At 72.4% G+C, this 25831-nt stretch carries 28 protein-coding genes and 1 tRNA gene; 9 read left to right on the plus strand and 20 right to left on the minus strand.

Annotation, left to right across the window (positions count from 1 at the left end; all coding sequences use genetic code 11):
- From HDA34_RS06235 to HDA34_RS06250, 4 genes are all read right to left on the minus strand, one after another.
- A complete protein-coding gene (locus HDA34_RS06235) occupies positions 1 to 993 on the minus strand; it encodes an ABC transporter permease (RefSeq protein WP_069941073.1) in 993 nt (330 codons plus the stop codon).
- A complete protein-coding gene (locus HDA34_RS06240) occupies positions 990 to 1994 on the minus strand; it encodes an ABC transporter permease (RefSeq protein ID WP_069941074.1) in 1005 nt (334 codons plus the stop codon). The genes HDA34_RS06235 and HDA34_RS06240 overlap by 4 nt, the downstream gene beginning before the upstream one ends.
- Positions 1995 to 2130: 136 nt before the next feature.
- Entirely contained in the window at positions 2131 to 3813 is a 1683-nt protein-coding gene (locus tag HDA34_RS06245) for an ABC transporter substrate-binding protein (protein ID WP_134377017.1), read from the minus strand.
- A gap of 154 nt (positions 3814 to 3967) precedes the next feature.
- A complete protein-coding gene (locus HDA34_RS06250) occupies positions 3968 to 4891 on the minus strand; it encodes a glycerophosphodiester phosphodiesterase (RefSeq protein ID WP_134377018.1) in 924 nt (307 codons plus the stop codon).
- 126 nt (positions 4892 to 5017) lie between these two features.
- Between HDA34_RS06250 and HDA34_RS06255 the strand changes: the two genes are divergently transcribed.
- Both HDA34_RS06255 and HDA34_RS06260 read left to right on the plus strand, forming a co-directional pair.
- A complete protein-coding gene (locus HDA34_RS06255) occupies positions 5018 to 6025 on the plus strand; it encodes an IS481 family transposase (protein WP_182496704.1) in 1008 nt (335 codons plus the stop codon).
- Between the two features lie 87 nt (positions 6026 to 6112).
- The gene (locus tag HDA34_RS06260; protein ID WP_036339111.1) at positions 6113 to 7390 is read left to right on the plus strand and encodes a DUF445 domain-containing protein; all 1278 of its coding nucleotides are present in this window, start codon (positions 6113 to 6115) and stop codon (positions 7388 to 7390) included.
- Positions 7391 to 7516: 126 nt separating this feature from the next.
- On the opposite strand, the gene HDA34_RS06265 is transcribed toward HDA34_RS06260, so the two are convergent.
- The 10 genes from HDA34_RS06265 to HDA34_RS06305 all read right to left on the minus strand — a co-directional run bounded on the left by HDA34_RS06265 (position 7517) and on the right by HDA34_RS06305 (position 12940).
- A complete protein-coding gene (locus HDA34_RS06265; RefSeq protein WP_036339114.1) occupies positions 7517 to 8416 on the minus strand; it encodes a hypothetical protein in 900 nt (299 codons plus the stop codon).
- A gap of 33 nt (positions 8417 to 8449) precedes the next feature.
- Positions 8450 to 9175 carry an alpha/beta hydrolase gene (locus tag HDA34_RS06270; RefSeq protein WP_010079631.1) on the minus strand — a complete coding sequence of 242 codons (726 nt, stop codon included), beginning with the start codon at positions 9173 to 9175 and terminating at the stop codon, positions 8450 to 8452.
- 348 nt (positions 9176 to 9523) lie between these two features.
- Complete coding sequence (locus HDA34_RS06275; protein ID WP_166795225.1) at positions 9524 to 10174, minus strand: hypothetical protein; 651 nt, start codon at positions 10172 to 10174, stop codon at positions 9524 to 9526.
- Positions 10175 to 10254: 80 nt separating this feature from the next.
- Positions 10255 to 10794, minus strand: coding sequence for a helix-turn-helix transcriptional regulator (locus HDA34_RS06280; protein ID WP_134377519.1), 540 nt, complete (start codon positions 10792 to 10794; stop codon positions 10255 to 10257).
- Positions 10791 to 10919, minus strand: a complete 129-nt coding sequence (locus tag HDA34_RS11985) for a hypothetical protein (protein WP_259392676.1) — start codon at positions 10917 to 10919, stop codon at positions 10791 to 10793. The genes HDA34_RS06280 and HDA34_RS11985 overlap by 4 nt, the downstream gene beginning before the upstream one ends.
- A 35-nt stretch (positions 10920 to 10954) precedes the next feature.
- A complete protein-coding gene (locus tag HDA34_RS06285; protein ID WP_134377520.1) occupies positions 10955 to 11170 on the minus strand; it encodes a hypothetical protein in 216 nt (71 codons plus the stop codon).
- A 301-nt stretch (positions 11171 to 11471) separates the two neighbouring features.
- Positions 11472 to 12164, minus strand: coding sequence for a hypothetical protein (locus HDA34_RS06290; RefSeq protein WP_134377521.1), 693 nt, complete (start codon positions 12162 to 12164; stop codon positions 11472 to 11474).
- Positions 12165 to 12210: 46 nt separating this feature from the next.
- Positions 12211 to 12564, minus strand: coding sequence for a hypothetical protein (locus HDA34_RS06295; protein WP_134377522.1), 354 nt, complete (start codon positions 12562 to 12564; stop codon positions 12211 to 12213).
- Positions 12561 to 12722 carry a hypothetical protein gene (locus HDA34_RS06300; protein ID WP_166795226.1) on the minus strand — a complete coding sequence of 54 codons (162 nt, stop codon included), beginning with the start codon at positions 12720 to 12722 and terminating at the stop codon, positions 12561 to 12563. Before HDA34_RS06300 ends, HDA34_RS06295 begins: the two co-directional genes overlap by 4 nt.
- Positions 12719 to 12940 (minus strand): helix-turn-helix transcriptional regulator, encoded by a 222-nt coding sequence (locus tag HDA34_RS06305; protein ID WP_182496705.1) that lies wholly within the window; start codon positions 12938 to 12940, stop codon positions 12719 to 12721. The genes HDA34_RS06300 and HDA34_RS06305 overlap by 4 nt, the downstream gene beginning before the upstream one ends.
- Positions 12941 to 13063: 123 nt before the next feature.
- On the opposite strand from HDA34_RS06305, the gene HDA34_RS06310 reads away from it, so the two are divergent.
- Together HDA34_RS06310 and HDA34_RS06315 are read left to right on the plus strand one after the other, a co-directional pair.
- Positions 13064 to 13693, plus strand: coding sequence for a helix-turn-helix domain-containing protein (locus HDA34_RS06310; protein ID WP_134377524.1), 630 nt, complete (start codon positions 13064 to 13066; stop codon positions 13691 to 13693).
- A gap of 2 nt (positions 13694 to 13695) precedes the next feature.
- Positions 13696 to 14901 carry a tyrosine-type recombinase/integrase gene (locus HDA34_RS06315; protein WP_134377525.1) on the plus strand — a complete coding sequence of 402 codons (1206 nt, stop codon included), beginning with the start codon at positions 13696 to 13698 and terminating at the stop codon, positions 14899 to 14901.
- A gap of 97 nt (positions 14902 to 14998) precedes the next feature.
- On the opposite strand, the gene HDA34_RS06320 is transcribed toward HDA34_RS06315, so the two are convergent.
- A tRNA-Lys gene (locus tag HDA34_RS06320) sits at positions 14999 to 15071 on the minus strand.
- Between the two features lie 158 nt (positions 15072 to 15229).
- On the opposite strand from HDA34_RS06320, the gene HDA34_RS06325 reads away from it, so the two are divergent.
- From HDA34_RS06325 to HDA34_RS06335, 3 genes are all read left to right on the plus strand, one after another.
- Positions 15230 to 15904 (plus strand): hypothetical protein, encoded by a 675-nt coding sequence (locus HDA34_RS06325; RefSeq protein WP_036339116.1) that lies wholly within the window; start codon positions 15230 to 15232, stop codon positions 15902 to 15904.
- Positions 15905 to 16043: 139 nt separating this feature from the next.
- On the plus strand, positions 16044 to 16670 hold the full coding sequence (locus HDA34_RS06330; protein ID WP_129867084.1) for a hypothetical protein: 627 nt from the start codon (positions 16044 to 16046) through the stop codon (positions 16668 to 16670).
- A gap of 15 nt (positions 16671 to 16685) precedes the next feature.
- The gene (locus HDA34_RS06335) at positions 16686 to 17711 is read left to right on the plus strand and encodes an inorganic phosphate transporter (protein ID WP_129867085.1); all 1026 of its coding nucleotides are present in this window, start codon (positions 16686 to 16688) and stop codon (positions 17709 to 17711) included.
- A gap of 92 nt (positions 17712 to 17803) precedes the next feature.
- Here the strand turns inward: HDA34_RS06335 and pstB are convergent, their stop codons facing one another.
- From pstB to pstS, 4 genes are all read right to left on the minus strand, one after another.
- Positions 17804 to 18583: a phosphate ABC transporter ATP-binding protein PstB gene (gene pstB, locus HDA34_RS06340; RefSeq protein ID WP_036384205.1), complete on the minus strand. Its 780-nt coding sequence runs from the start codon at positions 18581 to 18583 to the stop codon at positions 17804 to 17806.
- Between the two features lie 86 nt (positions 18584 to 18669).
- Positions 18670 to 19851 carry a phosphate ABC transporter permease PstA gene (gene pstA / locus HDA34_RS06345; protein WP_036384203.1) on the minus strand — a complete coding sequence of 394 codons (1182 nt, stop codon included), beginning with the start codon at positions 19849 to 19851 and terminating at the stop codon, positions 18670 to 18672.
- Position 19852: 1 nt separating this feature from the next.
- Positions 19853 to 20809, minus strand: a complete 957-nt coding sequence (gene pstC / locus HDA34_RS06350) for a phosphate ABC transporter permease subunit PstC (RefSeq protein WP_134377526.1) — start codon at positions 20807 to 20809, stop codon at positions 19853 to 19855.
- 134 nt (positions 20810 to 20943) lie between these two features.
- A complete protein-coding gene (pstS, locus tag HDA34_RS06355) occupies positions 20944 to 22056 on the minus strand; it encodes a phosphate ABC transporter substrate-binding protein PstS (RefSeq protein ID WP_060974250.1) in 1113 nt (370 codons plus the stop codon).
- A gap of 226 nt (positions 22057 to 22282) precedes the next feature.
- Between pstS and HDA34_RS06360 the strand changes: the two genes are divergently transcribed.
- Positions 22283 to 23452, plus strand: a complete 1170-nt coding sequence (locus HDA34_RS06360; protein ID WP_134377527.1) for an FUSC family protein — start codon at positions 22283 to 22285, stop codon at positions 23450 to 23452.
- 89 nt (positions 23453 to 23541) lie between these two features.
- The gene (gene radA / locus HDA34_RS06365; protein ID WP_069941089.1) at positions 23542 to 24978 is read left to right on the plus strand and encodes a DNA repair protein RadA; all 1437 of its coding nucleotides are present in this window, start codon (positions 23542 to 23544) and stop codon (positions 24976 to 24978) included.
- 13 nt (positions 24979 to 24991) lie between these two features.
- Here radA and HDA34_RS06370 read toward each other — a convergent pair whose 3' ends face one another.
- Positions 24992 to 25822 carry a hypothetical protein gene (locus HDA34_RS06370; protein ID WP_134377528.1) on the minus strand — a complete coding sequence of 277 codons (831 nt, stop codon included), beginning with the start codon at positions 25820 to 25822 and terminating at the stop codon, positions 24992 to 24994.
- Positions 25823 to 25831 lie beyond the last annotated feature (9 nt).

A 25831-nucleotide genomic window follows, 5' to 3' on the forward strand; every position in this document is an offset into this window, starting at 1 on the left:
TCAGCGCCTCCGGGAGGTCGGGTCGAGGGCCTCGCGCAGGGACTCGCCCAGCAGGGTGAAGCCGAGCGCGGTGATGGCGATGCACAGGCCGGGCAGGAACGCGAGCCACGGGTTGATGCCCAGCTCGGCCTGCGCGTAGGTGAGCATGCGGCCCCACTCGGCGGTCTCGGGGCGGCCGCCGCCGAGGCCCAGGAAGGACAGGGCGGCCGCGTCGATCACGGCCGTGGCCAGGGTGAGCGTGGCCTGCACGATCACGGGGCCCAGCGAGTTCGGCAGCACGTGGGACATCGTGATCCGTCCGCGCGAGAGGCCGAGGGTCTGCGCCGCGAGCACGTAGTCCGACCCCTTCTGCGTGAGCATCGAGGACCGCAGCAGTCGCGCGAACACGGGCACCTGCGCCACCCCGATCGCGATCATCACCGCGAACGGGGTCTGCCCGAGGATCGCCGCGATGGACACCGCCAGCAGCAGGTTCGGCACCGAGAGCAGGATGTCCACGACGCGCATCACCACGGAGTCCACCCAGCCGCCGAACGTGCCGGCCAGCAGGCCGAGCAGCATGCCGCCGGCCAGGCCGAACGCCGTCGAGATGACACCGATGAGCAGCGAGGCCTGCGCGCCCCAGATCAGCTTGGAGAGCACGTCCCCGCCGAAGCGGTCCAGGCCCAGCGGGTAGCCGGCCACCTCGCCGGGGCCGGGCACGTGGGTGGGGCGGATCTCGCGCATGCCGGGTGTGGCCGTGCCCGCGTACGGGGCCAGCACCGGGGCGAGGACGGCCACGAGCACGAAGAGCAGCACGATCACGGCGCCGGCGATCGCCGCCGGGTTGCGGCGCAGCCGCTGGAACGCGGCGCCCCACACGGAGGTGCCGCGGGTGTCCGCGGCGGCCTCGGTGGTCGCCTGGGTGGCCCCGGCCTCGACGGGCGCCAGCGCGTGCTCGACGGCGTGCTCGGTGGGTCCGCCGCCGGGGCTGGGGGGCAGGTTCACGCTCATGAGACACGCACCCTCGGGTCGATGAGGCCGTAGGAGACGTCCACGACCAGGTTGATCAGCGAGTAGAGCAGGGCGATGAAGATGATGAAGCCCTGCAGCACCGGGAAGTCGAGCTGGAAGATCGCCTGCGCGAGGAACCGGCCGATCCCGTTGAACGCGAACACCGTCTCGGTGAGCACCGCCCCGGAGATCAGCAGGCCCAGCTGCAGGCCGAGCGTGGTGCTCACCGGCAGCAGGGCGTTGCGCATGATGAACCGGTTTCGGATCAGGCGCGGGGCCAGGCCCTTGGCGCGGGCCGTGCGCACGAAGTCCGCGTCCTGCACGTCCAGCACGGAGGCACGGGTGATGCGCGCGATGATCGCCAGCGGGATGGTGCCCAGCGCGATGCCGGGCAGCACCAGGTGGGTCAGCGCGTTCAGGGCCGCGTCCCACTCCGCGGTGATGATGCCGTCCCACACGTAGAAGTTCGTGTAGTGGGTGGCGTCGATCCGCGGGTCCTGCCGGCCGTCCGTGGGCAGCCAGCCCAGCTTCACCGCGAACACCCACTTGAGGATGAACGCCAGGAAGAACACGGGCACCACCACGCCGACCAGGGACAGCACGACGGCGACGTCGTCCTGCCACCGGCCCACATGGCGGGCCGCCCAGTAGCCGAGCGGGATGCCGATGGCCACCGCGAACACGATCGCGAAGACCGAGAGCTCCAGCGTGGCCGGGAAGCGGTCCGCGAACTCCTCGACCACGGACCGGTTCGTCATGGTCGAGGTGCCGAAGTCGCCGCGCAGCAGCCGCCCCATGTAGGTGAGGTACTGCTCGAGCAGGGGCTTGTCGAAGCCGTACGCCGCGTTCACGCGGGCCACGGCCTCGGGGGTGGCGCGGTCGCCGAGCAGGGCGGTGGCGGGGCCGCCGGGCAGGCTGCGGACCCACACGAACAGCAGGACGGACAGTCCGAACAGGGTGGGGATCAGCAGCAGCAGGCGCTTGCCGATGAGTCTGAGCACGAGGGGCCTCCATGCCGGCGCGGGGGCCGGGCCGGTCGGTGCGAGGGACGGGCGGTGGCGGGCGGGCCGGCGACGACGGCGCCGGGGCGCGGCGCCGTCGTCGCCGGTGGGGCGGGTCGTCCCCGGCCCGCCGGGCTCACTCGGTCAGGTCGATCTCGTTGAAGACCTCGTCGTTGACCGGGCTCGCCGGGTAGGAGGCCACGCGCTTGTCGAAGGCCAGCGACGGGGCCGGGTGGGCGAGCGGGACCGCCGGGACGATCTCGGAGATCTGCTCGTTGATCTCCTGGTACTTCGGCGTCTGCTCCTCGAGCGTCGGGATCTGGCGGGCCTCCTCGAGGGCGGAGAACAGCTCCTCGTCGGTGAAGCCGAACTCGGGCTTCTCCTGGCCGAAGAACACGCCCACGAAGTTGTCCGTGTCGTTGTAGTCACCGGTCCAGCCGAGCAGGTGGATGCCGTGGTCCGAGGTGCCCTGCACCTGGTCGAGGTAGTCCGGGCTCCACTTGGCCGGCTTCGCGTTCACCGTGATGCCCACCTCGGCCAGCTGGCTCGAGAGGTTGGAGAACGCCTGCTCGGGGGTCGGCATGTACGGGCGCGAGACGCCGGTGGGGTAGTTGAAGTCGATCGTGAAGCCGTCCGGGTAGCCGGCCTCGGCGAGCAGCGCCTTGGCCTTGGCGGGGTCGTGCTCGTACGTGGTGACGTCCTCGCTGTACCCGTTCACGGACTTCGGGATGAACTGGGTGGCGGGCTCCGTGCCCTCGGGGAGGGTCTGCGCGATGAGGGCGTCCTTGTCGATCGCGTGGGCGATCGCCTGGCGCACCCTGACGTCCTGGAGCTCCTCCTTCTCCTGGTTCAGGCCCAGGTAGAGGATGGTGAACGGGTCGCGGGCCACCACGTTGAAGCCGGCCTCGGACAGCGCCGCGGTGTCCGCGGGGGCCACGAGGTCGTAGCCGTCGATGTCCCCGGCCTCGAGCGCCTGACGGCGGGCCACCGGGTCGTCGATCACGCGGAAGGTGATGTCCGTGACCTCGCCGCCCTCGCCCCAGTAGTCCTCGTTGGCGGTGAGCTTGACGTCCTCGCCCACGCTCCAGGACTCGAACTTGTAGGGGCCGGTGCCGGTGGGGTGTGCCCGGGCGTACTCGGACATCTGGGGCGACTCGGCGGTGCCGCCGACCTCGTCCGCCTTGTACTCCTCGAGCGCCTTCGGCGACTGCATGGCGAAGGCCGGCAGGGACAGGGAGGAGATGAAGCCCGCGAACGGCTGCGCCAGCGTGATCTTCACCTCGTGCTCGCCGGTGGCCTCGCACTCCTTGTAGACGGCGTCCTCGGGCTTGTCCGCGAAGCCGCGGAACAGCTTGCCGTAGTAGTACGAGAGGGTCTCCGACTGCTGGATGCCCGTGAAGTTGTACCAGCGGTCGAAGTTGGCGCACACGGCCTCCCCGTTGAACGGCTCGCCGTCGTGGAAGGTCACGCCCTCCTTCAGCTGGAACGTGTGGGTCAGGCCGTCCTCCGAGGACTCCCAGGACTCGGCCAGCAGCGGCGCGGGGTCCGCGGTGCCCGGCTTCGTGCCCACGAGGCCCTCGAAGATCTGACGGGAGACCCGGAACGTCTCGCCATCGCTCGCGAACGCCGGATCGAGGCTCTTGGGGTCGGAGGAGGCGGCGAAGATGAACGAGCCGTCCACTTGGGCGGCGTCGCCCCCGCCCGAGCCGCCGGAGCCGCCGCCGTCGCGCTGGCTCTGGGCGCAGCCGGTGACGAGCAGGGCGCCGGCCGCGGTGAGCGCGGCGGCGGACAGGAGTCGGTGACGCAGACGGGTGGCCATGGGGGCTCCTCCGGGAGAGGTCTCAGCCGAGACGCGGGTGCGAGGGGACCGCGCCGTCGGGTGTGACCTCGGGCACGCTCCTGGACGTGACTATAGCCACAAGCGCGGGCAGGAACGCAACGCAGGCCGCGTCTGCGCGTGCGGCACGGCGCCCTCAGGCCCCGGTGGGCACCCGCTCGCGACGCGCGGCGGCCCGCTCGCGGACCCAGCGCAGCACGTCCTCCGGACGGTTGGTGGTGAGCTCCTGCACCCCCTGGGCGAGGAGGAAATCGGCGTCCTCGCGCTCGTCGACGGTCCACACCCGCAGCCGCCGCCCCGCCGCCAGCCACGCCTTCACGTCCGCCAGGTGCTCCCGCACGTAGGCCACGGAGGGCCCCGCCATCCCGGCCCGGCCGCGCCAGACGAGCGCCTCGGACCCCGCCAGCGACTGACGCGCCGCCGCACGCACCGCCGCCCGGCTCAGCGGCCCCCGCGCGAGCCGGGTCGGCAGCTCCGTCGGCATGAGGTCCATCAGGGGGCAGAGGGGGTCCGTGCCGGCCAGCGGAGCCACGTGGCGCAGCGCGTCCGGATGGAAGCTCATGAGGGACACCTGCACCTGACCCACCCGGCCGGTCTCCGGATCCCAGCCGGCCCGCAGCAGCTCCCGCAGCACCCGCTCCTCGAGCTCATGCCCGAACGGGGAGGGATGCTTGAGCTCCACGGCCAGGCGCAGCGGCCGGTCCGCGGCCGTCGCGATCGCCAGGAGGTCGGCCAGGGTGAGCACCTGCTCCCCCGCGCCGCCGTACGCGGCGGGCGGCGTCGTCGTCGTGGTGGGCCCGGCCCCCGGGCGCCGGGCGTGCCACGAGACGACGTCGAGGCCGCGCAGACGCTCGAGCGTGTGGTCCGCGACGGCGCCGCGCCCGTCCGAGGTGCGGTCCACGGTGGGGTCGTGCCAGCAGACGACCTCGCGGTCCCGCGTGAGCTGGACGTCGCATTCGAGACCGTCCGCGCCCACGGCGAGGGCGTGGAGCATGGCGGCGCGGGTGTGTTCGGGGAAGGCGACGGAGGCACCGCGGTGGGCGATCACGAGGGCGGGCACGCCGCCAGGCTAGGTGTTGTGGGTCATGAGGTTCTTGACATGGGTACCGGGCTGAGATGAGACGAGTGGGCCTCTCCCGCAGGATGGAAGTTCCTCAACAACCCACCTGCCAGAAGAGACCCACTCATGACTCACGCTAACGCACCCCTGACCCCCACTGGCCGTCTCAGGATGGTCCACCGCCACCTGCACGACGGGATCCCGCAGGCACACGTGGCCGCCGAGTTCCGGGTGAGCCGGCCCACGGTGGCCACTTGGGTCGCCCGCTACCGCGCCCAGGGAGAAGCCGGCCTTCAGGACCTGCCCAGCCGGCCGCACCGTTCACCTGCCCAGCTCGATCCGGTCCTGGTCGCCCAGATCCACGCCCTGCGGCGGGAGCGCAAGTGGTCCGCACGGCGCATCCATCACCACCTCGTCTCCGAGGGCCACCGGGTGTGTCTTCGTACCGTGGGACGGTGGCTGCACCGACTCGGGATCTCCCGCCTACGGGACCTGACCCCGGCCGGAGAAGACCTGCGCCAACGACCCCAGAAGATCACCGCGAGAGGGCCGGGGCACATGGTGCACCTGGATGTGAAGAAGATCGGGAAGATCCCTGACGGGGGCGGCTGGCGTGCTCACGGACGTGAAAGTGAAGCAGGCCGTGCTTCCAAGCGTGGTGCAGGCCGGCGGGTCGGGTACACCTATCTGCACTCGGCGATCGACGGGTACACCCGCCTGGCGTACACCGAGGCGTTGGAGGATGAGAAGGCGGTGACCACGATCGGGTTCTTCTGCCGGGCGAGGGCGTTCTTCGCCGCCCACGGCATCACCGTGGACCGGGTGGTCACGGACAACGGGAACAACTATCGGGCTGCGGACTTCACCGCGAAGGTGGTCTCGCTCGGGGGCCGGCATCACCGGATCCGCCCCTACACCCCGCGCCATAACGGGAAGGTCGAGCGGTACAACCGGCTGATGGTCGATGAGGTCCTCTACGCCCGCCCGTATACCTCAGAGCAAGCTCGGCGTGAGGCCCTGGCGGTGTGGGTGAACCACTACAACTACCATCGGCCTCATACCTCCTGCGGAGACGCTCCTCCGGCCTCGTTGGCACCGGCCCGAGTCAACAACGTCATGCCCTCCTACAGCTAGGGAGCGCGTGTGCCGACCACGTCACCGCAGGGTGCCCGGCTGGTTAACTGGTGGGGACCATTCGGTGCACGCGATCAGGAGCCTGCCGTGTCCTTCTCCCCCGACCCCGCCCAGCAGCTGCTCAGCGCCGGCGCCCTCGAACGCGCGGCGGGCCTGCGGCGCATGAAGGCCGTCGCCCTGGGGCTGCTCATCCTGCTGGCCGTGGTGTTCGTGGTCGCGTTCCCGTTGCAGGACGCCCACCCGGTGTGGGGCTACGTGCGCGCCGCCGCGGAGGGCGGCATGGTCGGCGCGCTGGCGGACTGGTTCGCGGTCACGGCGCTGTTCCGCCACCCGATGGGGGTGCCCGTGCCGCACACCGCCCTGATCCCACGGAAGAAGGACCAGCTCGGCGCCGCGCTGACCGAGTTCGTGCAGGAGAACTTCCTGGACTCGGAGGTCGCCCACGAGAAGGTCGACGGATTGAAGGTGGCCGAGGCCGCCGGCGGCTGGCTGCGCCGTGAGGAGAACGCGGCCCGCACCGCCCGGGAGATCGCGACGGCGGCCCGGGGCGCCATGGCCGCGGCCGACGACGACGCCGTCCAGGAGCTGCTGCGCCAGCTGATGGAACGCCACATGGTGGCCCCGGACTGGTCCCCCACGCTCGCGGGCGTGCTGGAGGACGTGGTGGCCGGCCGGCACCACGAGCGCGTGGTGGACCTCGTGGTCGCCCACACCGGGGACTGGGTGGCCGCCCATCCCGAGCTGTTCGTCGAGACGGTGCGCCGTCGCTCCCCCGAGTGGAGCCCGGACCTCGTGGACCGCCTCCTCGCCGAGCGACTGCACGCCGAGACCCTCAAGTACCTCGCCGGCATCCGCCGCGACCGGCAGCACGAGGCCCGCCGCGCCGTCGACGACTGGCTCAACCGCCTCGCCGACGAGATGCGGAACGAGCCGGCCACCCGCGCCTCGGTGGAACGGTTCAAGCGGAACCTGTTCGCGGACGAACGGCTGCGTGCGTGGGCCGGGCGGGCCTGGGTCTCCCTGCGGGACTCGCTCCTGGATGCGCTCGAGGACCCGTCCTCCGACCTGCATCGCGCGCTCGTGGCCGCCCTGCGCGACCTCGGCGCCCGCCTGCAGGAGGACCCCGAGCTGCGCGATCGCGTGGACGGCCACGCCCGCCGCGCCGCGGCGTATGCGCTGAGCTCCTACGGCCCGGCGCTGACCGGGGTGATCGAGGAGACGGTCGCCCGCTGGGACGGAGAGCAGACCGCGCGCACCCTCGAGCTGTTCGTGGGCAAGGACCTGCAGTTCATCCGCATCAACGGCTCGGTCGTCGGCGCGCTCGCGGGACTGGCGATCCACGGGGTGGCCACGCTGTTCCTCTGAGCCGCCGCGCCCGCCCCGCACTTTCGAACGTGAAATGGGGCGAATGGGCGCTTTCGAACGTGAGATAGGGCCTCTCTCACGTTCGAAAGCGCGGGGGCGGAGCCGAAGGATGCGGGGGCGGGGCTGTCAGGCGGCGGGCTTGCCCTTCTTCTGCCTGTCGTCCTTCTCGTCCTTGCCGCCGGGCAGGGCGCGACGGATCGCACCGAAGACGCCGCCGTCGTCCTTGGTGCCCGCCGACTCCCCCTCGGCGCGCCCCTGCGCGGCGCCCTCGCGGATCTCGCCGGGGATCACCATCGGCAGGGGGCCGAAGAGCTCCGCGGCGTTCTCCATCACGGCCTTGCCCATGGCGCGGTTGCCCACGCCGCCGATCACGGCGCCCACGCCGAACGGCACGGCGCGGCCCACGAAGCCGGCACCCTGCCGCAGGAGCATCTTGCGCATGAACGTCCTCTTGAGGCGATCCACCACGAACGCGCTGATGCCGGTGCCCGATGCGGTGCCCGCGAGCGCGTTGAGGCTGGACTGCGGGTCGTAGGGACGGCCGGCCTTGGCGGCGGCCTCGCGGAGCAGCTCCTTGGCGTCGTCGCCGAGCATGAGGCCCATGACGAGGGCCTGGGCGCGCTGCGGGTCCTGCGTGGTGATGCCGTGCAGCTCGGCGAGGGACTGCGCGTAGAGGGCGGTGGCCTCCATGAAGCCGGCGACCGCGGCACCGGACAGGCCGAGCGCGGCCACGGTGCCGATGCCCGGGACGATCGCGGTGCCGCCCACGGCGGCACCGGCCCCCGTGACGGTGGTCAGGTACTGCTGCCCGAGCCGCTCGGCGAGACGCTCCGGGCTCTCCCCCGGGTGCTTCGCCGCCATGCGCTGGATGTTCTTCAGGACCAGGGGGCGCTGGACCGCCAACACCGTGGAGAGGGCCTTCTCGAAGCCCTCCGTGGGCTCGCCGTTCTCATCGAGTGCCGACTTCAGCGCGAAGTCCTTCACCTTCCCGGACGCGTACCGGCCGATCGTCGAGTTCTTTGCCATGCGCGCCAGAGTATCGGCGCGCGATCCCCGCGGTCAGGACCCGGGCGTCGCCGCGCGCAGGGAATGCTCGAGGAAGATGCGCACGTCACGGACCTCGTCGGGGCCGGTCCCGTGCAGGATCCCGGGGTAGGTGCGCACGGTCAGGCGGGTGTGCTCCTCGGCCCACGCGCGGGTGTGGGCGACGGCGTCCGGATGGATCACGGGGTCCTCGGCGTCCCGGCCCCAGAAGAACGGGCGCGGGCCCGGTCCCTCGGCCGGGGAGTCGAGCATGGCCAGCAGCTCGTTGTCGACGGCGAAGCCGCTCAGGCCCACACCGCAGGTGAACGCCTCGGGACGCAGACGCAGGACCGTCGTCGCCATGGCCATGCCCTGGGAGAAGCCGAGCACCGAGACCGTGCGGAAGCCGGCCGCCACGACCTCCTCGGCGGAGAGCACGTCGAACACGCGGTGGGCGGCGGCGAGCACCTGGGCGAAGTCGGACTGCAGCAGCAGGTCGAGCAGGAACCAGCCGTGCGCGCCGGGGTCGCCCGGGCCCTCGGAGGCCGTCTCGTCGATCTCGAAGCCGCCGCGCACCGCCAGGCCGGTGCACCGCTCCGGGAGCATCGGGAAGTGGCGGCGCGCCGCGCGGACCTCGTTGGAGCCGTAGCCGTGGAACACGAGCACCAGGTCCGTGCCCGCGCGCTCCGCCGGCGGGCGCGACCACACCACGCTGTGGCCGGAACTGATCGTCTCGGTGACTGGTGTGGGCGTGGGGCTCATGGCTCCATCCTAGGGAGAGGCCCCTGACCGGGCGTCATGCCTGGTCAGGGGCCGCTTTCCGGTGGGCCCTGCGGGGATCGAACCCGCGACCGGCGGAATAGCGGGGCGTGGTCCCGGACGGTGCGCGCCGGGTCCCGTCTCCCGCATGATTCCGCAGATTCCGCGCCCCTCCCCTCCACTGTTGAGCCGGTCCGAACAGGTTGTTTCCCAACGTTTAGGGTGGGTAAAGGGTGGGCGGTTCACGGGTGACCGGCGGGCGTGCTGGGCATGTCCCTCACCTGCCCGCACACGACGGCGGCCCCGCCGCCCGGTGAGGGGCGACGGGGCCGCGGGTGGCCGGTAGGCCGGTCAGGCGGTGGTGTCGGGGTCCACGGTGGTGGACCCGGCGGCCTGGACGGCCAAGGCAGCGGCCACAGCACCGTTCAGGCCTCCGGCCCCAGGGATGCCCTGGGCCTCTGCCTCGGCATCGTCCAGGGTCACGGCGAGGCCGGCCAGCGTGGGGGCCTCGGCCAGGGCGGCGGCCATGTCCGTGTCCTCGGTGATCGCGGCGTAGCGGGCCAGGGTGGCGCGCTCCAGGCGGTCCCCCAGCGCGGGGGCGGCGGCCGGGTCCCCGCCGTTCACGGCCAGGTAGGTGGGTGCCCACTCACGGACCGCCTGGAGGGTTGGGACGTCGGCGGTGGCCACGATCTGGTCCAGGGTGGCTCCCGCGCCCAGGCGCATCTCCACGCGCCGCCAGACGTCGGCGGTGGAGCCGGTGGGGGCCGGGACCTTGGCCAGGGCCTTGATGTTCAGGCGGGCCTGTCGTTCGTAGTCGTCACGGATCGGGCGGAGGGCCTGGGCGTAGGCGGTGCGGGCGGCGGCCTCGCGGTCCTGGCGCTGGCGGGTCAGGGCCTCCGGGGTGAGGTCCGGGTCCTGGTGGGTGCGGGCCGTCTGCACGGCCGCGTAGTAGGCGTGACGGGCGGCGGCCAGGTTGGCGGTGATGGTCTGTGCGGTTGTCATGGCGGCGGGTCCTTTCGAGTAGGGGTGAGGGGCAGGGACGGGGCCGCGCGGGGGTGCCCGTTCACAGGGGCTCGGCGCAGTCACCGGGCGTCCTCGGCAGCGAGAGCGGCGTAGACGTGATCCAGGCGGTGGACCACGGCGGAGACGTTGCGGGTGGCGGCCAAGGCGTCCAGGTCCTCCATGTGCGGGTCCGCCTGATCCAGGAGGGCGTGCGCGGCGTCCAGGACGTCGGCCACGACAGCCAGGGCCTCCGGGGTGACTGCAGCGGATACGGATGGGTCCATGGGCTCGAGTGGCCAACCGGCGAGGCGGGCCAGGTGCGCGAGGGATAGTCGAAGGCCAGACGGGGTGATCTTCCCGGCCGGGGTGAGGGTCTGGAGGACACTGGCGGCCATGCGGCCCGTGAGCGGGTCCATGACGGCCACGCGGCCGACGTCTTGCAAGCGGGGCCGCCGGGTGCCCGCCTCCAGGTACTTGAGCCAGCGGAGGGAGACCCCCATCCGGTCCGCGGCCTGGGCCTGGGTGAGGCCCGCGCCGCGGCGGAGTGCGCGTATTTCACGCCCGAACGGTGCCGTGTCAAGGGCACTGGTCAGGGGCACAGAGGCGGGCTGGCGGCTCATGCGTGGTCCTCCCAGTCGGCCTCGGCGAGGTTCAGGCGGGCGGCCAGGGCGGCGACGTCGGCGGCCAGCATGGTGCGGAGGGCGGTGGGGGTGGGTTGTGCCGGGTGGGCGGTGGTGGTGCTCATGGTGTGCTCCTCGCGGTGGAACAGGGTGGGCGTGGTCAGGTGTGGGCCTGGGAGTCGTCGGCCGTGGTGGCGGTGATGCCGGCCAGGTCCTCGGCGTGCTGCGCCACGATGTCCGCGGCGATGCGGGCCATGGCTTCGGCGTCTTTGGCCGCGGCGTCGGCGACGGCTGCCAAGTCCTCGGCATCTCTGGCTGCGGTGTCCAGGTAGCGGCCGCTGGCGTGCTGGTCCTCGGCGGGGTGCGTGCGGATCATCGGCGGTTCTCCAGGCTGGGGAGGCGGTCCCGCGTCGGGCGGGCGTCCTGCGCCGCGCTCGAGGCCGCTGCGGGCGTTCTGGCTGGCGTGGGGGCATCGGGGGCGGGAATGCCGTGGCGGGCGGCCAGGACAGCGAAGAACGGGGCTGCGGTGCGGAGGGTCCCCGCAGGGGTGCGGCGGTGGTGTCTGGCGGTGGTGGTGGCCATGGTCGGTTCCTAGGTGCTGGGCCTCCAGGCGTAGAGGCGGATGGATCGGGGCCACGGGGTGCGTGGTGAGTGGGGCGGCGGTCGCGCGGGGCGGTTCAGGCGGTGAGGGCGTCGGGGTCCTCGGTGTAGTGCTCGGCGGCCCACGCCAGGAGGCGGGCCTCCTGTTCTGCCTTGGAGGGGGTCCTGTCGTCATTCACGGCGTCGGACTCGCGCACGCGCGTACCGGGGTTGGGCTGGGAGGTGATGGGTGGTTCCTCTGGTGGCTCCTCCCGTGTTCCTCCCTGTGGTTCCTGGGTTCTCCTAGGGGGGTCCACGGCGGTCCCCCTCCTAGGTCCACCACGGTCCCCCTGGAGGGGGTCCACGACGGTCCCCCTCTGGGGGTCCACCACGGTCCCTACCTGGGGGTCCATGGCGGTCCCCCTGGCAGTCGTGGGCCGCGCCGTCCAGGTGACGTTCCGCCCTCGGCCGGACGGGACGTAGGTGGTCCCAGGCGCGAGGTTCAGGGCGTACTCCGCACGGATTCCGGCGCGGGCCGTACCGCTGGAGGTGATGGCCCCGGCCTCGGTGAGCGCGGTCAACGCCTTCACGGTGGTGCGCTTGGCGGAGGCGGGGTTGCCCTCCAGGTCCAGGCCTAGCGCACGGGCCACGGCCTCCCACCCGCCGTAGTAGACCGGCGGGCGGTCAGAGTCGAGGGCGGTCACGGCCATGAACACGAGCGCGTGGAGGTCCCGGTGCGAGAGGCGGTCGCGCCAGTAGGTGTAGGCAGCTATGACGTTGCTCGCGCCCATGGGTGCCCTCCTTCCAGGCCTGTGATGCGGGTGGTGGGTGTGCCGCTCATGCGGCGGGAGTGGCGGTGTCCTCCGCAGGGTCCTCGGCCCTCACGGGGACGGCCTCCCAGACGCGGACGGGCCGCGCGGACCCGCCCGGGGACCGCTCCAGGGCCAAGCCCGCAGGACGGATCACACGGGCCGCGTGGAGGTGCCGGACGACGGCCCCGAAGTGGGCCGGGTGAACCGGCTCCGGGAGCGTGGCGCGGAGGCGGGCCGGGGTGAACGGCTCCCCCATGGCGCGGGCGGCTGCTGTGGCTGCGCGGACCCATCCGGAGGGGAGGCGAGCGCCGGCGACGGGGACGCGGCCCTCCACATCTAGGACGGCGGGGTCCAGGCGGTAGCGGTCGGGGGCGCTCACCGGTCGTCCTCGGGGCCGGCGTCCAGGGCGTAGGGGTTCGGCCGGGTGACGCCGTGGAACTCGTCCACCAGGCCCGCGGCGTAGCCGTCTGCCCATGCCTGGGCCTGGATGCGTCGAACGGCGACGGCGGCGGCAGCGTGCGACTCCGGCGCGCTCATCGGTCGTCCTCGGCGGCCACCTGCGCGTCCTCCCACGCCTCCACGTCCGCCAGGCGGTACCGGAGGTGCTTCCCGACGCGGAACCCGCGGGGGCCGTAGCCGGTGGACCGCCAGTTGTAGACGGTGGCGACCGGGACGCCCACGCGGGCGGCGAGGTCCTGGGGGGACAGGTGGGTGATGGGGCGGACGGAGATGGGGGTGGGGGCGGTGGCGCTCATGGGCTTCCTCCTGGTGCACCTCTTTGGAACGGTTGACATCCAACACGGTACACAGATGATCCCGCTCTAGCAACCCGCTACGATATGGAACCGTTCCGCAATGGCGACAACTAGGAGGCGTCCATGCCTGCGACGTACAAAGACCGCACCATCGAGAAGGAGCGGCAGGTGGCCGAACAGGTGGCCATCCTCCGCGCGGCCCGTGGATGGTCATACGCCGACCTGGCGGCCCGCATGAAGGCGGTGGGATGCGACGTCCACCCCAGCGGCATCCAGAAGACGGAGAAGCAGGGACGCCGGGTGACCGTGGACGAACTCGTGGGCTACGCCCGCGCATTCGAGGTCCGGCCGGAGGTCCTACTGGGTGAAGAGGTTCCCGGCGACGTGGCCGCCCTGTGGGCCACGCTAGAGAGCGCAACCCGGCTGGCGCACGTGAAGCGGGAGACGGATGGTGCGTACTGGGAGGCCATTGAGCGCGTTCGGACTGTTGCCGCGGAAGACGCCGCGCTCCGTCAGCGCGTGGAGTTCCATCGGGAATCCCATTGGCGTCTCCAGGTTGACGAGGCGCGACGCCAGGCCGAACGTGACGGGGAGGACATCAGCACCGTTGAAGCCTGGGAGCAGTACCTCCGCGCCGCGGGTGTGTACGACGAACCCACGGTCCGCGCCACGACGGACATTCTGGACGACGATGGCCCCAGCCTGACCTACTCGGGCGGAAGCCTGGACGGCACCGCGGACGAGGAGGACTGACCATGCCGCGCCCTCCGTTGGCCGTGGGCACCTGGGGGCGGATCAGCGACCCCCTGGAGGTCGCCCCCGGCGTGTTCCGCGCCATGGCCAAGGTCCGCGACCTGGACGGCGTGACGCGCAAGGTAGAGGCCCGCGCATCGTCCAAGGAGCGCGCCCGCCGCACCTTGGAGGCCCGCCTCCGCGCCCGCACTGCCCCGCCCGCCGGCGAGGTCACCCCGGACACGCGCGTCCGCGACGTCGCCCGTCTATGGCTGGCAGAGGTGGAGGCCCGTGGCCGCGCGGCCAACACCGTGAAGCGGTACCGGATCACCGTGGACCTGCACGTCTGCAAGGCCCGCGGCGGCGTCGGGGAACTCCGGGTGAGGGAATGCACCACGTCCCGGATGGAGGCGTTCCTCCGCGGCATCGCGCGGGACCACGGGGCACCCTCGGCCAAGGTGGCGCGGACGGTCATGTCCGGCGTCCTCGGCCTAGCCGCCCGGCATGACGCCATCCAGGGGAACCCACTCCGCGAGGTGTCCCCCATCTCCGTCCCACGAAAGGAGGTGCGCGCCCTGTCGCCGGCGGACGTCCGGGTCCTGCGGCGGAAGTTGGCGGCCTGGCAGTCGGAGCCGCCGGTGAATGGGAGGCGTCGGCGGCCGGACGATCTGCTGGACGTCGTGGACGTCATGTTGGCGACGGGGTGCCGTATCTCGGAGGCGCTGGCCCTGCGGTGGCAGGACGTGGACGTGGACGCCCGGAAGGTGGCCATCACGGGTGCCGTCGTCGTGGCGGGCCGCGGGGGCGCGGTGCGCCAGGATCACCCCAAGTCGGCCGGGTCCGTCCAGACGTACACCGTGGACGCGCACACGGCGGACATGCTCCGCCGCCGGTGGGAACGGTCCATGGACCTGGGCCTGGTGTCCCCGATGGTGTTCCCGTCGTCCACTGGGACCCTCCGGGACCCGTCGAACTACCGGAAGCAGTGGCGGACAGCGCGGGAGGCTATCGGATTCGAGTGGGTCACCCCGCACACGTTCCGCAAGACGGTTGCCACGCGGCTGGCGGACACAGAGGGCCTGGCCGCAGCGTCGGCGTACCTGGGCCACTCCGGGGAGGCCGTCACGCGGACGCACTACCGGGCCAAGGCACCGGAGGCGGCGGACATGACGGCGGCGCTGGCCGGGTTCTGGGGGGACGCGGAGGGCGGCGAGGGGGAGGTCCCCTAAAGTGAATCGGGTGGGTAAAGGGTGGATCGCGGCCCCCGGTGCCCAACGGGATCGGCCCCTGACTCGGCATCATGCCTAGTCAGGGGCCGTTTTCGCGTGGGCCCTGCGGGGATCGAACCCGCGACCGGCGGATTAAAAGTCCGATGCTCTGCCAGCTGAGCTAAAGGCCCTCACCCGCGGCCGACGACGACGGCGTGCGGCCGACGACGGCGACCCTCGCGGGTGCCCTCCGATGGTAGCCCAGGCGTCCGGGGCACTACCGTGGACGGGGCCGCCGCCGCCGGCGACCACGTCCCCACCCCGATGCGCCCTCGAAGGGAGCCCGCCCATGGCACGTCACCGCCTGCCCGCCGGCCGCGGCGCGAGCTCGAGCGCCTCGGGCGTGCTGCGCCCGCACCGGCCCCGCCTCTCGGAGCCGCAGGAGCTCACGCACTTCGCCGGCGGCGAAGACCCGCAGGAAGTGGCCGCGGCGGCCTCGCGCCTGGCCCACGCCCTCGTGGCCGGCGGCCGCGCGGAGGAGGACCCGGCCGTCGTCGAGCGGCTGGTCGGGCTGGTCCACGAGCTCGGCGTCGAGACGCTCGCGGAGCTGTGGGCGGACGCCCCGCCCGTCTCGCTCGCCGGCGCCCTGTGGCGCCTGTACGTGCTCCAGGAGGCGACGGCCCGCGACGGCGAACGCTGGGCCGCCTGGTACCGCGCCGGGCACGCCGCCTACGCCTCGCGCGTCGTGGCGGGCGCCGTCGAGCCGCCGGGGCCGGCCGAGCTGCGCCGCCTCACGGACACGATCCTCACGGGCGCCTACCGCTCCGAGATCGACGTCGCGTTCGAGCGCGCCGCCGCCTACGCCCGCGTCGTGGCCCTGGGCCAGGTCGAGCACGCCGAGGGCTCCGAGGCCGCCGCCCCGGACCGCGCCGCCGCCCTCACCCGCCGGGCCGCGCGCCTGGTCAGCACCGCCGACGCCCTGGAGGCGGCGGGTCGAGCGTTTCGGGACGGATCGCTAGACTGATGGGGACGGCGCCGGGCCGCTGGTAACCCCGGGCTCCAACACATAGCCGCTGCGAGCGGCCTTCCGCCGAGAGGCGTTCCCGGTCCGGCGTCGTCGTCGACCCCTTCGCCACCCGTCGACGAGAGAGCGACCGCTGCCCATGTCCCCCCGCATGCCCTGGCTCTTCACGCGCGACACCCCGGCGCTGCGCCATATGGCGGACCTCGCCGAGGCCCTGCACCGGTCCGTGCATCTGGTGGCCCAGGTCGCGGGGACCCGCGGACCCGAGGCGGACCGTGCCGCCCGTGAGCTCGAGGAGCTCGACTCGTCCTCGAGCGCCACCCTCATGGCCTTCCTCACCGCGCTGCGCAGCGCCTACGTGACTCCGCTGCCCCGTCAGGACCTCTACCGGCTGGCCAGCGGCGTGCACGCGACCACCCGGCGCGTCGTGTCGGCGGGCGTGCTGATCCAGCGGGCCGACCTCGAGGAGCTGCCGACGCACGCCCTCGACGTCCTCGAGACCGTGGGGCGGCAGGCCGAGCTGCTCGCCCGCGGCGCCGCCGAGATGCGCGACCTCGACGCCCTGGAGGCCACGTGGATGCAGCTGCTGCGCGCCTCCCGCCGCACGGAGCGGATCATGGTCGAGTGGCTCGCCGACCTCGGCATGGACCTGCTGCAGCGCGACTACAACCGCCAGCGCGAGGTCGCCTGGGCGCTGCACGCGGCGCTCGAGGCCCTCTCCCGCGTGAACATGGACCTGGGCATGGTGCTCGTCCGTGAGTCCTGAGCCGGTGGAGGCGCCGTGACCGCGGGGCTCGCCGTCGTCCTCGTGCTGCTGTGCGCCGTCGGCGCGCTGATGGGGTTCCGCGACGCCCCCAACGCCGCGGCGCTGCCTGTCCGGTACCGGGCGCTGACACCGCGCGGGGCCCTCCTCCTGACCGGAGCGGTCAACACCGTGGGCGCGCTGCTGGGCATCGGGCTCATCACGCTGAGCGTGCACTACTTCACCTCGCCCGCGGTGCGCAGCGAGATCGGCCCCCTGGCCGTGGGCGTGTCCTGCGTGGTGACCCTCGTGTGGGGTCTGCTGCTGTGGTGGCGGCGCCTGCCCGGCTCCAGCACGCACGCGCTGATCTCCGCGCTGGCGGGCAGCCACCTCGCCGTGCGCCTGAGTCTGGACATCGACGTCGCCCTCACCATCTTCGACCTCGTCCGCGCCGAGGTGCTGCTCAGCCTGCTGCTCTCGCCCCTGATCGCGTGGGCGCTCGCCCGCCTGCTCACCGCCCCCGCCATGCGGCTCGCCACCCGGGGCACCACGGTCAACGTCCAGCACCGGGCCCGCGTCGCGTTGGGCATCTCCGCCAGCGCCATGGCCATGGGCCACGGCCTGCAGGCCGGTCAGCGCATGGGGGTGCTGTGGGCCGCCGTGCTGGTGGGGTCCGGGTCCGTCCTGGCGCCGGACGCCCTGACGGCCGAGTTCGTGGGGGGCGCGTTCCTGTTCGCCCTCGCGGTCGGGCTCGGCACGCTGGGCGGCGCCTGGCGGATCGCCTGGACCCTCACCGAGCGTCTCGTGCGCCTCGACCCCCTGCGGGCGTCCGTGGCCGCCGTCATCCCCGCGGGCCTGCTGTTCGTCGGATCCCTGGTGTTCCACCTGCCCCTGTCCTCCACCCACACGGCGACGGCGGCCATCGTGGGCGCCGGCCAGACGCAGACCTACGCGTCCGTGCGCTGGCCCACCGTGCTGCGCGTGGTCGGCTGGTGGCTGCTCACGCCGGTGGCCTGCGCCCTCCTCGGCCTCCTCGGCACGCTGGCCCTCCTCCCGCTGGCCTGAGGCCGCGCCCGACGACGACGCCCGGCCCCGCAGACGCCGCGACCCCGCCCGGCGTGCGGCCGGACGGGGTCGGGGACGGAGCGCGGGGCGGCTCAGCCGAAACGGCCGGAGACGTAGTCCTCGGTCTGCTGGCTCGAGGGGTTGTTGAAGATGACGTTGGTGTCGTCGTACTCGATCAGCTTGCCGGGCTTGCCGACGCCCTGGATGTTGAAGAACGCGGTCTTGTCCGCCACGCGCGCGGCCTGCTGCATGTTGTGCGTGACGATGATGACCGTGTACTCCTCCTTGAGCTCGTTGATCAGGTCCTCGACGGCGAGGGTGGAGATCGGGTCGAGCGCGGAGCAGGGCTCGTCCATGAGGATCACGTCGGGCTGCACCGCGATGGAGCGGGCGATGCACAGACGCTGCTGCTGACCGCCGGAGAGGCCGGAGCCGGGCTTGTCGAGGCGGTCCTTGACCTCGTTCCACAGGTTGGCGCCGCGCAGGGACTTCTCCACGAGCTCGTCCGCACGGGACTTGTTCAGGCGGGTGCCGTTGAGCTTGTAGCCGGCCAGCACGTTGTCGCGGATGGACATCGTGGGGAACGGGTTCGGGCGCTGGAAGACCATGCCGATCTGGGAACGGACGCGGACCGGGTCCACACCGGGCCCGTAGATGTCCTCGCCGTCGAGCAGGAGCTGGCCGTCCACGGTGGCGCCGGGGAGCACCTCGTGCATGCGGTTGATGCTGCGCAGGAAAGTGGTCTTGCCGCAGCCGGAGGGGCCGATGAAGGCGGTGACGGAGCGGGGGGCGATGTCGATGTTGACGCCCTCGACGGCCTTGAACTTGCCGTAGAAGACATCGACGTCGATGGCCTGGATGCGCTTGGACATGAGTGGTTCTGTTCCTTCGTGGAAGTCTCTGGGGGGGTGCGACGGGGTCGGGGCCGGCCGCCCGGGGGATTCCGGGCGGCCGGGCCTCACCGGCCCTTCTTGGGGGCGAACGCCTTGGCGATGAACCGTGCCGCCAGGTTGAGCAGCATGACGATGGTCACGAGCAGCAGGGCGGCTGCCCAGGCGCGGGCGGTCGAGGGGTCCGCCGCCGTGGGTGAGGTCGGGGCGACCAGCTGGCGGTAGATGTACACCGGCAGCGCGGTCATCCAGTTGTCGAACGGGTTCCAGTTGATGCTGGTGGCGAAGCCGGCCGTCACGAGGATCGGCGCGGTCTCGCCCGCCACGCGGGCGATGGCCAGGGTGACGCCGGAGGCGATGCCGGAAATCGCGGTGGGCAGGACCACCTTGGCGATGGTCTGCCACTTGCGCACGCCGAGGGCGTAGGCGCCCTCGCGCAGCTCGTTGGGCACCACACGGAGCATCTCCTCCGTGGATCGCACGACCACGGGGATCATGAGCACGGAGAGAGCGATCGCGGCCGTGAGACCCATCTGCACGGACTGCAGTGCGGTGGACTTGCTGCCGGTGACCAGGGTCAGGACCCACGTGATCGCGGCGTAGGCGAAGAGGCCGGCCACGATCGAAGGGATGCCGGTCATGACGTCCACGAAGAACACGATGGCCCGGGAGAACCAGCCGCCGCGGCTGTACTCCACCAGGTAGATGGACGTGAGCATGCCGATCGGCACGGAGATCAGGGTCGCGATGATCGTGATCACGACGGTGCCGATCAGGGCGTGGCCGAAACCGCCCGCGAGCCCGCCGGCGGGCTTGCCGTCCTCCACCCACGCCGAGTCGTCGATGCCGGTGATGCCCTTCATGTCGTACGCCATGATCTGCGGGTTGGCGATCAGGGTCGGCAGACCGGCGGAGAGGACCGACCACAGCACGGAGACCAGCGGCACCAGGGCCACGAGGAACGCCAGCCACACGAGGTTGCGACACAGGCCGTCTGCGGCGCGGCGCCGGTTCTCCATCACGCGCGTGGCCACGTAGAGCCCCGCGATGTAGAGGATGGCGGCGATGATCACGAAACCGACCACGTTGAAGGCGCCGCTGAGCAGCACGGTCAGGCCGGCGGCGACGACGGCCGCGGCAGCTGCGACGGCCATCCAGGTCCAGCCGGGCTTCTGACCCTCGGTCAGGGAATGACGCCGCGGCGTCACGCTGTCCTCGGTGGCCCGGGGAGAAGTCGAGACAGTGCTCATGTCAGTTGGCTCCCGAGAATTCCTTGTGCTTGCTCACGATCGCGCGGGCGATCATGTTCACCACGAGGGTGATGATGAAGAGCATGAGACCGGCAGCGATCAGCTCGTGCAGGCGCATGTTGAACGCCTCGGGGAAGTTGAGCGCGATCTCCGACGGGATCGTCTGGTTCCTGCCGGACTCCACGAGCGACCAGGAGAAGACACCGCCGGAGAGCACCATGGTGACCGCCATGGTCTCGCCGAGCGCGCGGCCGAGGCCGAGCATGATCGAGGAGATGATGCCGGCCCGGGCGAACGGGAACACGGTCATCTTGATCATCTCCCAGCGCGTGGCGCCGAGGCCGAGCGCGGCCTCCTCGTGGAGCTTCGGGGTCTGGGTGAAGATCTCACGGCAGAGCGCGGTGATGATCGGCAGGACCATCACGGCCAGCACGACGCCCGAGGTCAGCAGGGTACGGCCCGTGGTGGTGGCCGAGCCGCCGAAGAACGGGATGAAGCCCAGGTTCTCGTTGAGCCAGCCGTAGATCGGCACCATCAGCGGAGCGAGCGTCAGCCAGCCCCACACGCCGTAGACCACGGAGGGGATCGCGGCCAGCAGATCGATCACGAAGCCCACCGACTGCGCGATGCGCGGGGGCGCATAGTGCGAGATGAACAGGGCGACACCGATCGCGACCGGGGTGGCGATGAGCAGAGCGATGATCGACACCATCACGGTGCCGGCCATGAGCGGCCACACGTACTGGAAGAAGGAGTCCGCAGACACGAGCTCCGCACCCGGCTGCAGGGCAGGCCATGCCTCCGTCAGGAGGAAGACCGCCACGAAGGCGAGCACGAGCAGGATCAGGACGGCGGCCGCCAGGGCCCCGCCGGAGAGGAGCTTGTCTCCGGCGGCTCCGCGGCGGGGGCCGCGCAGGCTGGACGGCTTCGGTGCCGCCTCGTTGGTGGTTGAGGACACGGTGCCTTCCCTCAGATCGACGTGCGTGGTGATGGACGGGCCGCGACGAACGAGTGCCCTGACGCGGCTTCAGCCGCCGGGCCCGTGGGGCCCGGCGGCCGAAGCGGCGGTGGGTCAGCCGACAAGAAGCGACATCAGCCCTTGACCGAGATGGCCTCGATGCGCTCCATGGCCTTCTTGCGGGTGTCCTCGGAGATCGGGGCGTTGCCCGCGGACTCCTCGGCGGTCTTCTGACCGTCCTCGGACACGACGTACTCGGCGAAGGCCTTGACCTGGTCCACGGTCTCCTGCGACTCGTACTGGTTGCAGTAGATGTGGTAGGAGACCAGCACGACGGGGTACACGCCGGACTCGTCGGTGGCGCGGTCGAGCTCGATCGAGCCGTCCTCCTTGGCCTCGGACTTCTCGACGGTCGCGGCCGCGGCCTCGGCGGAGTACTTCACGTACTCCTCGCCGACCTTCACGGACACGGTGCCCAGCTCGCCCACGGCGGAGGCGTCGGCGTAGGTGATGGCGCCTTCGGTCTGGGAGGCCAGGCCCACGACACCCTTGGTGCCCTGGGCGGACTCGGCGGTGATGTCGGACGGCCAGGTCTCGACCTCGTCGTAGGACCAGGCATCGCCGGCGGCCTCGGTGAGGTAGGCGGTGAAGTTCTCGGTGGTGCCCGAGTCGTCGGAACGGTGCACGACGGTGATCGGGGTGTCGGGCAGCTCGACGCCCTCGTTCTGCGCGGCGATGGCCTCGTCGTTCCAGTTCTTGATCTCGCCGGAGAACACCTTGGCGATGGTCTCGGCGTCCATCTTGACGTCATCGACGCCCGGCAGGTTGTAGGCCACGGCGATCGGGGAGATGTAGGCCGGCACGTGGAACGCGCCCTCGTCGCCGCAGTTCTTCTTGGCGGACTCAGCCTCCTCCTCCTTGAGGGCGGCGTCGGAGCCGGCGAAGGAGGTGGCACCGGCGAGGAACTTCTCACGACCGGCACCGGAGCCGTCCGGGGAGTACTGCACGGTCAGGTTCGGAGCGGTCTCGGTGACACCCTGGGTCCAGGCGGTCATGGCCGCCTCCTGCGAGGAGGCGCCGGCGCCGACCAGGTTGCCCTGGACCTCGGAGGTGGTGCCCTGCTCGCCGCCGGCGGAGCCGGAGGCATCGGAGCCGCCGTTGCCGCTGTCCGCGGAGGAGCAGGCGGTCAGGGCGATGGCGGCCACGGACAGGAGGGCGGCGGAGCGGCCGAAGCGGAGAGCCTTCACGAAGAGCCTCTTTCAATCGGATGACGACGGTGAGGGCAGAGCGTCCGGCTGGCCCGGTTCTGCACCGCACTCGACCGTACGGTCCAGAGGTGAATCGAGTGCTCGGCCGGGGTGAACAGATGGTGAACGGGAGCGGCATTCGCAGGAATGAGCTGTGCCGTGGGTCACAATGCTTGGTTGAGCCTCGCACGGCGGGGGCTCCGCGGCGTCGGACTAGGCTGGCCGCATGACGGACCGCTTCGCCACCGCCACGGGCACGGTGCCGATGGTCGACCCCCAGACCCGCGGGGAGCGCCTCGGCCGCTTCCTGCGTCGGCGCGCCCGTGCGGGTTGGTCCCGCGTCCGCTCCTCCGTGGGCCAGGCCGCCCTCGTCGCGGTCTGCGCGGTGGGCGCCTATTGGTTCGCGGAGACCATCCTGGGCCACCAGCAGCCCCTGTTCGCCTCCACCGCCCTGCTGATCGCCCTCGGCTTCCAACGGGAGCCGAAGCTGCGCAAGGTGGCCGAGGTCGCCGTCGGCTGCACCGTCGGCATCCTGATCGGGGACCTGCTCATGGTCGGGCTCGGCCGCGGCCTGTGGCAGGCCTCGGTGGTCGTGTTCGTGTCCGTGATGGTGGCCCGGTTCCTGGACTCCGGCGCCACGTTCACGATGCAGATGTCCCTGCAGTCCGTCCTCGTGGTCCTCCTGCCCATCGGCGCGGGAGGGCCGTTCGTCCGCAGCCAGGACGCGATCGTGGGCGGCGTCCTGGCCCTGCTCGTCACGTTCCTCTCACCCCAGGACGTGCGACGCCCCGCGGTGCGTCAGCTGGGTGGGCTCTACAACTCGATCGCCACGGTGCTGCGCGACCTCTCCCGGGCCCTGCGGGACGACGACTCCCGCACCGCGTGGATGGCGCTCGTGGCCAGCCGCGGCACGCACACCACGCTGGAGGCGCTGCGCAACGAGCTGCGCGTCACGCATGAGCAGACCGTGTTCAACCCGCTGCACCGCTCCTCGCGCTCCTTCGTGGACGACGCGGTGAACGCGGCGGATCGCTCGGACCTGGCGGTGCGCTCCCTGCGGATCGTGGCCCGGCGGGTGGTCTCGGTCCTGGACGAGGGCGTGCTCGACGACGACGACCGCGAGCGCCTGGCCGCCTGGTTCGACGACGCCGCGGACGCCGTCGAGATCCTGCACCGGTCCCTCGTGGAGCCCCAGGCCGAGGGCCGCCATCGCTCGCTGTCCGTGGCGCGGGACGCCCTGGGGGCGTCCGCCTCCACGTTGGACCCGCACCAGCTGGGCGGCGGATCCGTGCACGGCGAGGCGCTCGTGATGCTGCTGCGGCCCATGATGGTGGACCTCATCGAGGCCACGGGCGCCGAGCACGACGAGGCGCGGGCCTACCTGCCCCGCGTCTGAGCCCGACGGCGGAGCGCGGCCCCGGCGGTCGACGGCGGGGCCGTGCGCGGGCCGGTTAACGCGTCCGCCCCGGCTCCTAGAGTGGGCGCATGGCCACCAAGACCGCCCCGAAGCGCGCCCCCGGATACCGCTGCACCGAGTGCGGCTGGACCACCGTGAAGTGGGTCGGCCGCTGCGGGGAGTGCCAGTCGTGGGGCACGGTCGAGGAGATCGGGCTGACGTCCACCACCGGCCGCACGCGCGCGGCCACGGTCGCGGAGGTCGCGCCGCGCATCGCGGACGTGGACGCCACGCTGGCCTCGTTCCGCTCCACGGGGGTGCGCGAGCTGGACCGCGTGCTCGGCGGCGGCCTCGTGCCGGGCGCGGTGATCCTGCTGGCCGGCGAGCCGGGCATCGGCAAGTCCACGCTGCTGCTGGACGTGGCCGCCCAGACGGCCCGCGGCGCGGGAGGCGGCGGTCCGCGCTCGGTGCTGTACCTGACGGGTGAGGAGTCGGCGGCGCAGGTGCGCTCTCGGGCAGACCGGATCGGGGCGATCGCGGACACCCTGCGTCTGACGGCGGAGACGGACCTGGGCCGGGCACTGGGGCAGATCGAGCGGACGGACCCGGAGCTGGTGATCGTGGACTCCGTGCAGACCCTGCAGTCCACCGAGGTGGACGGGATCGCCGGGGGCGTCAGCCAGGTGCGCGAGGTGGCGGCCAGCCTCATCCGCACGGCCAAGGAGAAGGGGATCACCACGGTCCTGGTGGGCCACGTGACGAAGGACGGGACCATCGCGGGTCCGCGGCTGCTCGAGCACCTGGTGGACGTGGTCTGCCAGTTCGAGGGGGACCGCCACTCACGGCTGCGCCTGGTGCGTGCCGTGAAGAACCGCTTCGGGCCCACGGACGAGGTCGGCTGCTTCGACCTGCGGGAGGACGGCATCGAGTCCCTGGACGACCCCTCCGGCCTGTTCCTCTCGGGCGTCTCGGAGCCGGTCGAGGGCACATGCGTGACGGTGACGCTCGAGGGCCGGCGCCCGCTCGTGGCCGAGGTGCAGTCCCTGCTCACCCCGTCCGCGGGCGGCAGCCCGCGCCGCACTGTCTCCGGCGTCGACGCGGCGCGCGTGAACATGCTCCTGGCCGTGCTCCAGCGACGGGCCCGTTTCGCCCTCGCCCAGGACGACTGCTACGTGGCCACCGTGGGCGGCGTGCGACTCTCGGAGCCCGCCTCGGACCTGGCCGTGGCCGTCGCCGTGGCCTCGGCGAAGCTCTCGGCCCCCGTCCCGCAGGGGATGATCGCGGTCGGCGAGCTGGGCCTGGCCGGGGAGGTGCGCCCCGTGCCCGGCATCGGGCGGCGCGTGCGTGAGGCCGCGCGGCTGGGCTTCACCCGCGCCCTGGTCCCCCGCTCCCCCGAGCCGCTCGGGGACGTCCCGGCGGGCTTCACGGTGGCGGAGGTCGGCTCGATCGGCGAGGCCCTCGCCACGATCCCCACGTGGACGGGCGGCGGCCCGGCCGCGCATCCGGAGGCCGGCCCCGGCCGCTGACGGCGCGCCCGGCTCAGCGGGATGGTGACGGCGACAGGTCAGTGGTCGTGGCGGGCGCCGCGGACGGCGAGGCCGACGCCGAGGCTGAGGCGGGCGCCGGAGCTGAGGCGGACCCCGACGGGGAGGTGCTGCCGCTCGAGGAGGGGGTGGCCGAGGAGCTGCTGTCCTGGGCCCCCGGGGCGAGCTCCTCGAGGATCTTCAGCGCCACGGGGCGGGAGGTGACGTCGCCGAGGCTGACCGTCAGCAGATGGGGCCCGGGCTCCGCGAGAGCGCCGAGGCGGCCGCAGTCCTGGCTCGAGGCGCGGCCGGACCAGCGGTACACGGCGGTGAGCTCCTCGTGCGGGTACAGCACCCGCTGGGCCTCCGCGGGGTCCGCCTGGCAGATGCGGGTGGAGAAGACGTCGTCGCCCTCGGCCGTGCGGATCGTGAACTCCTGCCGGGCCGTGCCCACATCCGTGCGGCACGGGGTCGAGGAGAGGTTCGTGATGCCCAGGCGCAGCTCGGCCTCCTCGCCCCGCTGGTACTCGGACCGGTCCGCGGAGGCGGCGATCCGCAGGTCCGAGGGCTGGCACTCGGCCGCGTCCTCGAGGGCCACGGTGGGCGAGGCGGAGCCGGACTCGGCGTCCGTGGCCGGGGCGGGCGACGGGGAGTGCACCGGCGTCGGGGTGGCGGAGGGGTCGGCGTCCTCGGAGGAGAGGGCACCGGCCCCGGCGCGGACGAGCGCCACGACGGCCCACCCCACCAGGAGCAGGAGCACGAGGGCGAGCAGGGCGGCCACGAGCCGCCGGCGGCGGTAGACGGCGGGGGACGGCTTCGACCCGGGGGAAGTCGGACGAGACGGCATGCGATCCAG

The sequence above is a fragment of the Micrococcus luteus genome, from assembly GCF_014138885.1.
GTDB lineage: Bacteria > Actinomycetota > Actinomycetes > Actinomycetales > Micrococcaceae > Micrococcus > Micrococcus luteus.

Coding starts and splice junctions, on each gene's coding strand:
- HDA34_RS06245 (WP_134377017.1), bottom strand. CDS start 3,813: ATGGCCACCCGTCTGCGTCACCGACTCCTGTCCGCCGCCGCGCTCACC.
- HDA34_RS06305 (WP_182496705.1), bottom strand. CDS start 12,940: ATGAGCGCCACCGCCCCCACCCCCATCTCCGTCCGCCCCATCACCCAC.
- pstA (WP_036384203.1), bottom strand. CDS start 19,851: ATGAGCACTGTCTCGACTTCTCCCCGGGCCACCGAGGACAGCGTGACG.
- HDA34_RS06360 (WP_134377527.1), top strand. CDS start 22,283: ATGACGGACCGCTTCGCCACCGCCACGGGCACGGTGCCGATGGTCGAC.
- HDA34_RS06290 (WP_134377521.1), bottom strand. CDS start 12,164: ATGGGCGCGAGCAACGTCATAGCTGCCTACACCTACTGGCGCGACCGC.
- HDA34_RS06270 (WP_010079631.1), bottom strand. CDS start 9,175: ATGAGCCCCACGCCCACACCAGTCACCGAGACGATCAGTTCCGGCCAC.
- HDA34_RS06370 (WP_134377528.1), bottom strand. CDS start 25,822: ATGCCGTCTCGTCCGACTTCCCCCGGGTCGAAGCCGTCCCCCGCCGTC.
- HDA34_RS06235 (WP_069941073.1), bottom strand. CDS start 993: ATGAGCGTGAACCTGCCCCCCAGCCCCGGCGGCGGACCCACCGAGCAC.
- pstB (WP_036384205.1), bottom strand. CDS start 18,583: ATGTCCAAGCGCATCCAGGCCATCGACGTCGATGTCTTCTACGGCAAG.
- radA (WP_069941089.1), top strand. CDS start 23,542: ATGGCCACCAAGACCGCCCCGAAGCGCGCCCCCGGATACCGCTGCACC.
- HDA34_RS06280 (WP_134377519.1), bottom strand. CDS start 10,794: ATGAGCCGCCAGCCCGCCTCTGTGCCCCTGACCAGTGCCCTTGACACG.
- HDA34_RS06330 (WP_129867084.1), top strand. CDS start 16,044: ATGTCCCCCCGCATGCCCTGGCTCTTCACGCGCGACACCCCGGCGCTG.
- HDA34_RS06255 (WP_182496704.1), top strand. CDS start 5,018: ATGACTCACGCTAACGCACCCCTGACCCCCACTGGCCGTCTCAGGATG.
- HDA34_RS06275 (WP_166795225.1), bottom strand. CDS start 10,174: ATGACAACCGCACAGACCATCACCGCCAACCTGGCCGCCGCCCGTCAC.
- HDA34_RS06315 (WP_134377525.1), top strand. CDS start 13,696: ATGCCGCGCCCTCCGTTGGCCGTGGGCACCTGGGGGCGGATCAGCGAC.
- HDA34_RS06325 (WP_036339116.1), top strand. CDS start 15,230: ATGGCACGTCACCGCCTGCCCGCCGGCCGCGGCGCGAGCTCGAGCGCC.
- HDA34_RS06285 (WP_134377520.1), bottom strand. CDS start 11,170: ATGATCCGCACGCACCCCGCCGAGGACCAGCACGCCAGCGGCCGCTAC.
- HDA34_RS06300 (WP_166795226.1), bottom strand. CDS start 12,722: ATGAGCGCGCCGGAGTCGCACGCTGCCGCCGCCGTCGCCGTTCGACGC.
- HDA34_RS11985 (WP_259392676.1), bottom strand. CDS start 10,919: ATGAGCACCACCACCGCCCACCCGGCACAACCCACCCCCACCGCCCTC.
- HDA34_RS06310 (WP_134377524.1), top strand. CDS start 13,064: ATGCCTGCGACGTACAAAGACCGCACCATCGAGAAGGAGCGGCAGGTG.
- HDA34_RS06265 (WP_036339114.1), bottom strand. CDS start 8,416: ATGGCAAAGAACTCGACGATCGGCCGGTACGCGTCCGGGAAGGTGAAG.